The organism is Cytophagales bacterium (assembly GCA_033344775.1).
In the GTDB taxonomy this organism is placed as follows: domain Bacteria; phylum Bacteroidota; class Bacteroidia; order Cytophagales; family Cyclobacteriaceae; genus JAWPMT01.
In genome coordinates this window covers 1,205,286-1,217,427 of the sequence record JAWPMT010000004.1, presented here as the reverse complement: position 1 = coordinate 1,217,427, position 12,142 = coordinate 1,205,286, and the positions used below count along the sequence as shown (strand labels likewise).

Here is a 12,142-nt window from a genome sequence, read left to right as displayed (position 1 = left end):
GATAATTTTTTTGGTTAAGTTGAAGACAATGTTGTTCAATGAGATGATGGGATCGTAAATCCTCACTTTTGAAAGCAGATCTAGATTTTTAAATTATCGACCATGAAACTTTGGCAAAAAGGAGAAGACATTAACGAACTGTTTGAACGGTTCACTATAGGACAAGACCAGGAACTGGACCTTTATCTGGCGGCCTATGATGTCCAGGGATGTATTGCACATGCACGGATGCTGGGAAAGATTGGCATTCTGACAGAGCTGGAGGTCAGTGGTCTGGTAAATGAGCTGGAAGTAATTGGTGAGGTCATTGCTCATGGTGATTTCAAAATAGAAGCTGGAATTGAGGATGTTCATTCTCAAATTGAGCTGATGCTAACTCAAAAGTTAGGAGACCTGGGAAAAAAAATCCATACTGGACGTTCTAGAAATGATCAGGTACTGACCGCCTTGAAACTATTTGCGCGTGCGGAGCTTCGGCAAGTAGCCGATCGAATGATTTTTCTATTCGATACGCTGTTGACAAAAAGTGAACAGTATAAAAACGTATTGATGCCAGGCTACACACACATGCAAATTGCTATGCCGTCTTCTTTTGGTTTATGGTTTGGTGCTTATGCTGAAAGCCTGGTGGATGACATGATCATGCTCAAAAGTGCGCACCAGATCACCAATAAAAACCCACTCGGCTCTGCTGCAGGATATGGTTCTTCATTTCCAGTTGATCGGGATTTTACTACTGAGGACTTGTCTTTTCAGGAGCCCAATCACAATGTGGTATATGCGCAAATGACCCGCGGCAAAATGGAGAAGTCCGTAGCAATGGCCATAAGTTCGATTGCCGGAACCCTGGGAAAACTGGCCATGGATATTTGCATGTTCAGTGGACAGAATTTTGACTTCTTCAAAGTTCCGGTACAATTCACAACAGGTAGTAGCATCATGCCTCACAAGCACAATCCTGATGGTTTCGAATTGCTGCGTGGCAAAGCCAATCAATTGCAAGCATTGCCTTATGAATTGACCTTGATTACCAATAACCTGCCTTCCGGTTATCATCGTGATCTGCAACAGCTGAAAGAACGTTTCATTCCAGCATTTGATCAAGTGAAAGATTGCTTGGACATGGCCTCTTTGATGCTTAAGGATATCGCTGTGGCCGATGGTATTGTAGATGACCCTAAATACGACTTAATTTTCAGTGTCGAACTGGTAAATGAATTGGTACAGGATGGAACTCCATTTAGAGATGCTTATCAACAAGTCGGTAAACTCATTGCTGAAGGAAAATATGATCCTCCGAAAAAACTCAATCATACCCATTTGGGTAGTATTGGGAACCTGGGCAACGACCGCATCCGCCAGAGCTTCATGAATGAGTTTGCGTATTTTGAGAGAGTAGGCTAAAATTGTCCTCCTCGAACGATGTTCCTTAGAAAGCTCTTTTCCTCAAAAAATAAGTTGATGTGGGTCATGATCGACCTACTGATCGTAATCATTGGGGTGTATTGTGCTTTTCTGATTCAACAATCTGCGGAGCAGAGAAAAGACAATGAAAGCCGTGATCGGGTGCTTACGGCGCTAAAGTTTGAATTGGAGACCTTTCGATTCACCATGAGCCGCGTCAATCGGTCCATGATCGCAAGAACGGAAAGGCTGGAAAAAATTCAGGCGAGAGGCTCTTACAGCAACTATTCAAAATTCCGATTTATCGAGCCACAATACGATTATCAGGCCATTGAGTATGCGCTGAATATGCAAGACATTGCTATTGTAGATTTTGAACTGACCGAAGCGCTGCAAACTCTTTGGGTTCAGATCAAACGTGTTGAGCATGTGGAACAGTTGCTTACAGCTACCTCGGAGAAGTACCGGTCTATTCCTCCAGGTTTAGATCAAAAGTCAAACGAATATCAATTGTTATGGTCTGAGAATATTGATCACTTTAGCTGGTACATCTTTTACATGAACGATCGTGCTTCAACTTCGGAACAGGTGGTAATAGCCGCCAATGCGGCTTTGAGCGTGCTAAATGATCAACTAGGGGAACAAAAGAGGCTAGCATCGGAGTATGAGATCATTCAAAAGCGGATTCATCAGGTCGCATCAAGTGAAGATGAAGCGGTTGGATTGGCAAAGGTTTTCTATCCTCACATTCCTGAAGAGGACATACGAAAGATCTATCGCGAGACAAATCAATAAGGATTCATCTTAAAAGTGATCCACTATTTACTTCAGGTAGAATAATTACCTAAGACTAACGTTTCATCATTAGTCCATCCAATTAGCAATCACCGTGATGATACCTTACTTCGCCCGAATGAGGTGTCTATTGCATTGATCAATTCCAATTAGAAAGAAAACCAAAAAAAAACGCAACCTAATTGCATTGCATTGCGTAATGATAGTAATACTATCGAAAATAATTGAAAGACTGTTTTTATGTGTAGGGGTGCTATAGTGATGTTTTTGATGTGGAGTGCTACGATTGGAGTAGCCCAAAGCAACCTTTTGATTGAGGATGAATTTGATCTAATTCTCGAGGACTGGTTTGAGAGATCTGAAACCTTACGTTCCTATGAAGGAGTAGGTAATTACTGCGTCAATAAGCGCTATCGAGAGTCTGTGAACCTGATGTTGGAGGCATTGCATCATTACGACTCTATTGTGATGGATCGCCTTGATGATCCATTGTTCGTCGCAACGCATGATTCGAAAGAGCAAAAGAAGACTTTAAAAGATATCAATAAGCTCGAATCGGAATATGGGATGAAGGATTTTATCCAACACATGCGTACCGCGTGTAAGGATCGTGCAGCAATTGAAAAAGATCGGGAAAAACTCAGGAATGGATTAGGTTCAGAGACCTATGATGGCAAGATTCTTGTACTGGAAACCGACCAGCATCGGTATTTAAATCATATTGATAAGTTGGTGGATCGCATCAGTGATCACCTTCATGTACTACACATTGAAGACTAATCCAATATTTAAATTGAGTATGAATTCTCATCGTCTGTTAGTTTATGCATTAGCCTTGTCCCTGCTGGTATTCCCTGCAGTTGGGCATGCATATAGCTACGAGATATTTGCCGATGAAACGCAGGAAGAGGTGGAGCGTATCGTCGAAACAAAAGACGAAAGATTACTTGCTCGATCAGCACCGAACAACTTCATTTCATTTCCGAAAGCCTTCTCCGTTTGGAAATGGGATTGCATCGTTCAAGAGGAGAAGCCATACGTCGTTTCTAAGAAATTTTTGGTTTTACGCGTACTTAGACTGTAGCCAAAAGCTACTTCTAAGCTAGCATAGACAGACAAAACCATTAAGAATTTCAAAGAAACAAAAGATGTTAACACAAGAAGTAACAAGAGTACACCGATCCAGAATCATTGAATTGTCCTTTAGACAAGATGATGTGCTTTCTAATGAGGCTGCGAAATCCAATAGAAAAGAAGCTTTGCTTCGGGCCATGAATCTGGGAAACAATTTCAAACAAGCAGTCACCTTACAGTTCAGGACCTTTGATGGTTCACTTAGGGAGACGGAAGCCACTGTATGGGCAGTGACGGATAAAAACGTGGAATTGAAAGGTGGGAAGATCATCCCGATGGCAGCCATATTTCACGTTGAACTTTGATACCACTCCGTATAGATGAAAGATATGAATTCACAATGGTCTGAATTTACGGTCAAGGAAATGGTAGAATGTGCTACGATAGCCGTAGGGATTCTATTGGGAGTTTTAATTAATTGAACTTTAGTAGTAAAGTGTTCTTCATATTAGATTGGAAAAGCGGCTTTTGGAATTAGGCCGCTTTTTTAATGCATTGATTTGAGTAATAAGAATCATCCGAATTCCTGTTTAGGAATGTCATTCTTCATTGATCAAAAAGTTATTCAGTTAATTGGTTTTTCTACTTCGAAAAAGTGATTACTTGGTTCGGGATTTCCTGCTGGAGGTGTGGTGAACTAACTCGAGTATTTCTTTATTGCAAGTTGGCAGGCAGTCAGGCTTCTGCAAAACGAAAAAGGCCGATACCCTGACGGATACCGACCTCTTTTCGCAATCAAAATTGATTATCTTAAATACTTAATTCAAATATGAATGGTACCTTAATTCTTGAATAAATCGCTTTGCCATTCTCATTCTTGGCAGGTGTAAATCGGAACTTATCGACGTTCTCAATGATGTACTCCTCCAGTTTAACGTGCGAGGATTGTTCGACTCTGTATTTTTTAACAGCGCCTTTTGTGTCCAGCCAGAAAGAAACCATTACCTCCCCTTCAATACCTAACGCTCTTAATTCTTTAGGATAAGGATTTGCCTTCAGGACCTCTTCTACATTAACAACCTTCGCACTTTCTTTTTCACCTTCGTTCTTCTTGTTTTCAATCCCATTGGCGAAAGAAACACTGATAGCGAGACAGACGATAATGATTGTGCTGAGTAGTTTCATATGCTAAAATTATGTTAATGTTAATGCTAAGTTAAGCAAACAAATCCAATTTGTTAACATTGGCGTAACATTAAATTCAATGTAGATTAATCTTTCCAATTAAAAAGTTCCTTTACATCAAGGAAATGCTCTTTTAATGATAATATAACGTTTGATGAAAGGTTTGTATTTAGCATAAACACTTGTCATAACTTTCACTACGGGATTGAACCTCAATTCCACTACTAATCACTCTGAAGAAGAATGTTTGTTTAATGCTTTTGGATATATTTTTGAATTAATTCCTTCGAATGGGTTTTTAATACCCGGAGCATTTGGGTTTCTTGTGACATTCGATTAACAATTACGTAACATAGGTGAGCGACACAGAAAACTTTTTCAGTCAAGACAAGTCCTTTGTGGTGTATCGCGCTTCTGCGGGTTCGGGCAAGACGTTTACCTTGACGTTGGAATATTTGAAGTTGGCCCTGGAACAGCCTCAGGCATTTCGTAAAATACTTGGGGTGACCTTCACCAATAAGGCTACGGAGGAAATGAAGACCCGTATCCTACAGGTATTGAAAGATATCAGCTCCGGCGAGGATCATCCAATGGTGCCTTTGCTCTTAGAAGCATTGGACCTTCCGGATCGGCAAGCACTCAAATTAAGAGGGCAGGAGGCGCTGATCCAGATCTTGCATCACTATGGTCAGTTTTCGATTGTAACCATAGATAGTTTTTTCCATCAGGTCATTCGATCTTTTGCCAGAGAAATGGGTTTGCAAGGCACTTTTGCGATCGATCTGGACATTGATAAAGTCATACAGGAGGTGATCGACCTCATGCTGGCCGAGGTAGGTAACGAAGATAAAAAAGAACTACGGGGCTGGCTGACGCAATTTGCAGAGTCAAAAGTAGAAGAAGGCAAAGCCTGGGACTTCAGAGGAGACATCACCGCATTGGCCCGTGAGCTGATGAAAGATCATTTCAAGCCATTTGCACGTCAGGTACTGGCTCTGGGAGAGGAAAAAGGCTTTTTCGGCAAGCTGATCAAAGACCTGCATCAGGAACAACGTGCATTTGAGAGGAAATGCGATCAATATTGTCAGACTGGTCTGGAGGCCATTCAGTCGGCTGGGGGAATTGATCAGTTCAGTCGCAAAGCCAGCGGACCAGCAGGATTATTCCTCAAAGTCAGTCAAAAGGACTACACGATTTCTGATGGTCGTCGAAATGCATTGGGTGAACCCACCAAGTGGCTGACCAAAGACGGAATGAAAAATGCCGCATTGCAGGATACACTCACGACCAGGATCCTGCCGGTTTATAAAGATCTGATCCATTACATTGATGAGCAGATGGAAGAATACCAATCCATCGGAGAGGTTTTACGGCATTTCTATGCTTTTGGTATCTTGACAGCACTCGATAAAAAATTGCAGGACTATCGGGATGAAAAGGATGTGATGCTTATTGCAGACTTGCCGGACTTCCTACGGCTGATCATTGACGAAAGTGACACGCCCTATATCTATGAGAAAATCGGGGGGTATTATAGCAACTATCTGATTGATGAGTTTCAAGATACCTCAGGATTTCAATGGAACAATTTCAAACCTCTGGTCAAGAATAGTGCCGATACGGGGGATAAAAGCCTGGTGGTCGGGGATACGAAGCAATCGATCTATCGTTGGCGTGGCGGCAATTGGAAGCTACTCAATGGAAGTGTAGCTCAGGATGTGGGCGAGCATCATGTACGCTTCGAAGGGTTAGGAGTCAATTGGCGCAGCGCGGCGGAGATTGTACAATTCAACAACTGGTTTTTCGGGAATCTGAAAACTTTTGCAGAAGCCTATTTTGGAGAAGTGCCTGATGAAGGCCAGGCTTTGTTGGAGCAGGTGATTGCTGTGTATGACGGGGTATCGCAGGAGGTCGCTCGAAAAGAAGTAGCGGGCCTGGTGCAGATCCAGTACCTGGAAGAAGAAAACTGGCAAGAGACTTCTATTGCCAAAACCATCGCATTGGTAGAAGACCTACAGCGTCAGGGATATCAACTTCGGGACATGGCTATCCTGACCCGAACACAGCGTGAAGGAAAACGAATAGCAGATGCCTTCATGCTACATAAATCCTCGTCCGAAGCTGATGATGAGTTGAAGTACGATGTAGTAAGTTCTGAAGCATTGTATCTCTACTCCAGCCATGCTGTGAAGTTCCTGATCAGCATGATCACCTGGCTGAATCAGGAGAAAAACACAATTGCCCTGGCGGAATGGGTACATGAGTACCGCAGATTTGTAAAACATTCCGAAACCGGATTACATGAAATATTTGGAAACGTAAACGAATGGGCACAGGTGGTTCCTCCTGCTTTTGTTGAACAAAAGAATTACCTCAAAAGGCTGCCACTGTATGAATTAGTGGAGTCCCTCGTTCGGATTTTTGAGTTAAATGAACTGCACGAAGAATACACTTACATTCAGGGATTTCAGGATGCGGTGCTCGACTATTCCAAAAATGAGCGTGGAGATATCCCGTCCTTCCTGATCTGGTGGGACAATGTGCGGAAAGAACGTGCCATTCAGGTAGCCGATCAAAATGATGCGATCAAGATCTTAACACTGCACAAATCCAAAGGTCTGGAATTTCCGATTGTCATCATTCCGTTCCTTAATTGGAAATTGGATCATGATGCTTACTCGAAAGATGAAATCTTATGGGTTCAACCTCCTGAACATGAGATATTGGAACGCCTTCCCGTAGTGCCACTGAAATATTCTAGCAAAATGGAATCCACGTATTGGCATGAGGCTTATTGGGAAGAAAAGATTAATGCCTTTCTGGATAGTGTGAATCTGCTCTATGTCGCTTTTACTCGATCCGTGGATGCCTTGTATGTCTTTGGGGAGATGCCCAAGACCGCCCGAATTGCACATATAGGGCAATTGACGAAACAAATTCTGGATGGGGCAGAAGCCTGGAATGAAGGCACCCTGACCTATACCAGGGGAACATTGCCCACCAGAGAGGTGGAACCTTCCATTTCGCTTGAGTATGGTTTGATCGCCTATCCTTCTCATTCCTGGCGCGGAAAAGTAGCAGTACAAATGAAAGGCGCAGCTGAGTTAAGTGATCGAGATTTTGAAGCCCAAAAAGCGGGGATAGACTGGCATTCGGAACTTGCCAGAATCGAGACTTATGCTGAAGGGGAACAATACGATGTTTCAGCACCTGTTTTGACCTTGATCCAATCATCAGCATGTCGTCCATTCTTCGAAAAGGTAGACGAGGTAAAAATGGAAGTGCCGGTTCTTTTACCTGGAGGTGTATATTATCGGATTGATCGATTAATTCGAAAAGGGGATACCTGGTATGTCATTGATTTCAAGACGGGTGAGCCCAAAAATGCCGATCAACACCAAGTTCGTCGCTACATGGAAATTCTACAATCCATGGGATTTAATGACCTTAAAGGCGTGTTGATCTATCTTGATCCGATCGATGTAAAAGAAGTGGCCTGAAACTTCCAGACCTTTCCTTCTCCTTATCTGATTTCAAAAGTTAGCGGAGCATATTGTGTTGAGCGAAGACCAACCAGGCCGTATACGGTTTCACCTCGTTGAACGGTCTTGTTCAAAATATCTTTGGTTTCTAGTTCATTGAGGAATTTACTGTTGGCAGAACCTGCCATGATCATATTGCCTGCGGCAATCGGAATCCCAATAGGATAGATGGTTGTTTCACAGTCACCATTTTCGCAGGATTGAGTATTGAACGATAAGAGAAAATACAAAAGATAAATTGGTACATTCTGTTTTAGAAAGCTTTGTGTTGATTTCGGGTCTAACGGCAAAACGACTTCATTATTGGCAATAATATTCACGTCTTTCGCAAGTGTTAAAGGTTGATCACTATTGTTGGTAATGCTTAGACCGATTAACTGGACCTCTTTTTTGGTTTCTCGCTTTGCGTACTTTTTATTTCCTGATTCTCGTAGTACATCGTACTTGTATTGAAAGGTAACACCATTGTGCTCATGGCTGCCGTTATAATTTAATCCATTCGGGTTGATGTTTCGATAGCTACTGGCACATGAGGCGAGTAAACCTGAGAGTAGCAGAAAAGCGATGCTTTGCTTGAACTTGTTGTGTTTCATTTCAAAGTTGTTATCGTGTTTGCAATTAGAAGGAAAGATAAGTTCGTCTTTTATCTTGCCAATCCTTCAGTCTGTTTTCAATTGTTGTTCTTACGGCAATAATAAAAACAAAATGGGATTTTGATTCCGGTTGCAGGAGATTAATTCGATATGGTCCGATTTTTGGTAAATTCAGATACAGATTAGAACCAACCAGTTTTATTCCCCACCGTATTTATCTAATATTATGACCTCATTCATTCGCCAACAAAACCTAGCTTGTTCTATGCCAAGACTTCACCGAATTTTTCTGATCGTATTTGCCTTTTCGCTGTTCTTGGATTTGCAAGCGCAAAACAACAGAAAGTTCTACGCCAAAAACGCAAAAGAAATTGATGAGAAGCGATACGATGATTATCGCGGCAGTCCTTACTTTTTTTCAGAGTTTGTTGAGGGTACGATTGTGGACAATGCAGATAATGAATATCCGAATGTTAGACTCAATCTGAATGGGTATACTGATGAATTAGAAGTGGAGGATGCTGGTTATTATGTGGCGTTGCAAGAGTCGTTTTACAAGAGCTTCACCGCAAAAGACAAAGACGGAACAGAATACCTGTTTAAGAGTAACCTGCATCCGAATTTCAAAGACAAGTTTTTTCAGGTTTTACATGAATCTGATGACGTGCTGCTGATCAAGGAATTCGACGTGATCCCCAATGAAAAGGTGATCAACAATGTGGGTGAAACCCTGACTGTTAAGATTTTCGGGGAGGTGAATGACTACATGCTTTTGACAGGACTCGGTAAACAAGACGTGACCAAGCTTAAGGTTTCTAAGAAAAAGCTGCCAGAAATTCTTGGCAAGAAAAAGGAACTTGCTGACTTTATCAAGTCTAACAAATTGTCTTTCAAGCAAGATGATGACCTGGTGACATTGATCAAACATTACGAGACATTACTCTGACTCAAATTCCCTGTTTTTGAATTTATGATTCGAACCGTATTGACAACCGCCATGTGTTGGGTAGTTTTATTCAACTCCTTTGCTCAGGTAGATCAGGTCAAAGTAGAGGCCTTCATTTCAAAGTATGCTACCTCCAGAGGCGTGAGTGAAGCGGAAGTCCGGGAGATCATCGGTCAGGCAGAATTTCAACTTTCTATCGTCGAGAAATTCAATCGGCCTGCGGAGAAGACGATGACCTGGAGCCGATATCGCAACATTTTCATGAAAGAAGAGCGCATTGAGTCAGGTCTGGCTTTCTGGAAAACACATGAAACAGCTTTGCAAAAAGTAAGTGCCGAAACAGGAGTACCGGAACATATCATTTTGGGCATCCTGGGCGTAGAATCTGCTTTTGGCGACAACAAAGGCTCTTATCGAGTGTTGGACGCACTGTATACGATCTCATTTGGGATTCCACGGCGGTCAAGCTACTTCACCAAAGAACTTGGAGAGTTTTTGGATCTGGTAAAAGCGGAAAAGCTTGACCCTTTGCAGGTATTGGGAGGTTACGCAGGTGCCATGGGTTATTGTCAGTTCATGCCCAGTAGCTATCGGGCTTATGCAAAAAGCTATGATGATGGCGGAACAAGAGATCTGATGGGTTCACCTGAGGATGCCATTGCCAGTGTGGCCAATTACCTTAAGGTACACCGATGGAAGGCTGATCAAAAAGTAGCTGTTCCTGCTGTTGCAAGTGCCAATGCTAATCCTCCCGCCAAGTTTTCTTCAAAGGTAAAATATGATGTGGCCCACTATCAAAACCTGGGCTTTGATCCCGAATGGGAATTGACCCCAACCCGAAAAGTTTCGCTGTTGGAATTCCAATTAGATGAAGGTAAAGAATACTGGTTTGGTCTCTACAACTTTTACGTAATCACCCGCTACAATCATAGCTCCATGTACGCATTGGTCGTCTATCAATTAGGCGAAGCGATCAACAAAAGAAGAGGTGGGTTGTAGTTGATAAATTATTCTAAAGGTGAAGGTCAACATGTGCGTTATGCCAGGCGACCGGTAAGGGAATTTTTCAACTGAAAATTCCGAAGGAAGTTGAAAAATTTCAGGTATCTCTCATTCGCACATTATGGTGGTTAAAAATTGATTTAAACAACTTTAATTCCTCCAATCAATCTCAATCGCCTGCTTCCCAATTAAAACAGTAGTAAAATCCGCATCCTTTTCACGCCAGATCTTCACCTTCTCACCCTTGATTCTTGAAATTTCACGTAGCACGACCCGGCTGGTATCTTGTTTATGATAGACCGCCATCAGGTCACCTTTATTTGCAGCGAGTTCATATGTATTCTTATTCGCGCTAACCATTTCTGGTTGAACCACCTCTTCACCAGCCAGGACTTTCAATAATCGACTGACCTGCGGGACTCCCTGACCGAGATGATTGTTTCCATAAGGATAGAGATTTCCAGATGCCACAATAGCTGCTTTGACTTCCCGGGCCGTGAGATCCGGATATAATTCCATGACACAGGCAGCTAACCCCGTGATCACTGGTGTGGCATAGGAGGTACCATAGCTGGAATAGCAGGATATGTCTGGTTTGGTGTAATTCAGGAAATCGGGACCAATGCTACTGTATTCCATGCGGTCCCAGACTTTGAGTTTCGTTGCCCCAACGGTCAATGCGCCTTTAGAATCGCCGGGGGTGGATAGTAATCGCCATTTTTTGTCATTACCTTCATTACCTGCGGCTACCACCACAAGCATGTTTTTCTCAAAGAAGGCATGGTCTACTGCTTTGGCAATCATCGAAGAGCCATCCATGTCTTCAGGGGTGTAATTTTCAGAGGGGTTTTTGTAACCCTTGGCATATCCTAATGAAATATTGACCAGTCGTACGCCGGCTTTTTCCATCTCTTCCAGTGCCTGGATCAACAGGTCTTCTTCCAGGCGCTTTTCATAAGCGCCATGATCCGTTCTGGCGAGATAGTAAGTCGCTTCGGTAGCCAGACCAAACTGGATTTTGGAAGCAGGATCAATCCCGCCAATCATTTTAAGCACACCAGTGCCATGTTGATCATCCAGATTGCCACTGCCTGCATAGTCGGGTAGGTCCGGTGTGATGTAATCTTTGTAACTGGCAATGTGGTCATTTTCAAACAAGTGATGTAGCGGTGGTGAATCCGGAGCATTAAGGAACCCTCCGTCGATCACGCCGATCTTTACGCCTTTCCCAGTAATGCCACGATCGATCAACAGCTGCCCTTCAATTTGCTCAAGAGCAAAGCTTAAGTTTTTTTTCTTGGGTGCGATTGCCAGTGGTTCAAACTGAAGTACCTGTTCTTTTCGACTCAATCCCAGGTTAGAAACTTCAGCTTTTGTAAGCTCATATGAACAGGCCTTTAACCATTCGGAGCAATACCGAGGTGATTTGTTCAACCATATATCACGATCAACCCAATAGTAGGATTGTCCATAACCCAAATAGCCCCCCAGGCACAAGCTTAGAAAGAAGATCAGTCTCACACGCATATTCCGAAACAAGTTATACACGCAAGGTCAAGATTGGGTTACACTTTTAACAAGGTTTAATCATGGAAGTCAGT

11 protein-coding genes are annotated in these 12,142 nt (G+C 42.6%); 8 read left to right on the top strand and 3 right to left on the bottom strand.

Annotated elements, in window-relative coordinates; all coding sequences use genetic code 11:
- Nucleotides 1–102 precede the first annotated feature (102 nt).
- The 5 genes from argH to R8G66_13870 all read left to right on the top strand — a co-directional run bounded on the left by argH (nucleotide 103) and on the right by R8G66_13870 (nucleotide 3,638).
- A complete protein-coding gene (gene argH / locus R8G66_13890; protein MDW3193460.1) occupies nucleotides 103–1,404 on the top strand; it encodes an argininosuccinate lyase in 1,302 nt (433 codons plus the stop codon).
- A 66-nt stretch (nucleotides 1,405–1,470) separates the two neighbouring features.
- Complete coding sequence (locus R8G66_13885) at nucleotides 1,471–2,199, top strand: hypothetical protein (protein MDW3193459.1); 729 nt, start codon at nucleotides 1,471–1,473, stop codon at nucleotides 2,197–2,199.
- 240 nt (nucleotides 2,200–2,439) lie between these two features.
- Complete coding sequence (locus R8G66_13880) at nucleotides 2,440–2,979, top strand: hypothetical protein (GenBank protein MDW3193458.1); 540 nt, start codon at nucleotides 2,440–2,442, stop codon at nucleotides 2,977–2,979.
- A gap of 19 nt (nucleotides 2,980–2,998) precedes the next feature.
- On the top strand, nucleotides 2,999–3,283 hold the full coding sequence (locus R8G66_13875) for a hypothetical protein (GenBank protein ID MDW3193457.1): 285 nt from the start codon (nucleotides 2,999–3,001) through the stop codon (nucleotides 3,281–3,283).
- Nucleotides 3,284–3,347: 64 nt separating this feature from the next.
- Complete coding sequence (locus R8G66_13870) at nucleotides 3,348–3,638, top strand: hypothetical protein (GenBank protein MDW3193456.1); 291 nt, start codon at nucleotides 3,348–3,350, stop codon at nucleotides 3,636–3,638.
- Nucleotides 3,639–4,083: 445 nt separating this feature from the next.
- On the opposite strand, the gene R8G66_13865 is transcribed toward R8G66_13870, so the two are convergent.
- Nucleotides 4,084–4,458 carry an energy transducer TonB gene (locus tag R8G66_13865; GenBank protein MDW3193455.1) on the bottom strand — a complete coding sequence of 125 codons (375 nt, stop codon included), beginning with the start codon at nucleotides 4,456–4,458 and terminating at the stop codon, nucleotides 4,084–4,086.
- 356 nt (nucleotides 4,459–4,814) lie between these two features.
- Here R8G66_13865 and R8G66_13860 point away from each other — a divergent pair, with 356 nt between their 5' ends.
- Nucleotides 4,815–7,958 carry a UvrD-helicase domain-containing protein gene (locus R8G66_13860; protein ID MDW3193454.1) on the top strand — a complete coding sequence of 1,048 codons (3,144 nt, stop codon included), beginning with the start codon at nucleotides 4,815–4,817 and terminating at the stop codon, nucleotides 7,956–7,958.
- Between the two features lie 23 nt (nucleotides 7,959–7,981).
- Here the strand turns inward: R8G66_13860 and R8G66_13855 are convergent, their stop codons facing one another.
- Nucleotides 7,982–8,593 (bottom strand): hypothetical protein, encoded by a 612-nt coding sequence (locus R8G66_13855; GenBank protein MDW3193453.1) that lies wholly within the window; start codon nucleotides 8,591–8,593, stop codon nucleotides 7,982–7,984.
- A 265-nt stretch (nucleotides 8,594–8,858) separates the two neighbouring features.
- On the opposite strand from R8G66_13855, the gene R8G66_13850 reads away from it, so the two are divergent.
- Both R8G66_13850 and mltB read left to right on the top strand, forming a co-directional pair.
- Nucleotides 8,859–9,539, top strand: a complete 681-nt coding sequence (locus R8G66_13850; protein ID MDW3193452.1) for a hypothetical protein — start codon at nucleotides 8,859–8,861, stop codon at nucleotides 9,537–9,539.
- Between the two features lie 24 nt (nucleotides 9,540–9,563).
- Nucleotides 9,564–10,538, top strand: a complete 975-nt coding sequence (gene mltB / locus R8G66_13845; protein ID MDW3193451.1) for a lytic murein transglycosylase B — start codon at nucleotides 9,564–9,566, stop codon at nucleotides 10,536–10,538.
- A 153-nt stretch (nucleotides 10,539–10,691) separates the two neighbouring features.
- Here the strand turns inward: mltB and R8G66_13840 are convergent, their stop codons facing one another.
- Nucleotides 10,692–12,068 carry a S8 family serine peptidase gene (locus tag R8G66_13840; protein MDW3193450.1) on the bottom strand — a complete coding sequence of 459 codons (1,377 nt, stop codon included), beginning with the start codon at nucleotides 12,066–12,068 and terminating at the stop codon, nucleotides 10,692–10,694.
- Between the last annotated feature and the right edge of the window lie 74 nt (nucleotides 12,069–12,142).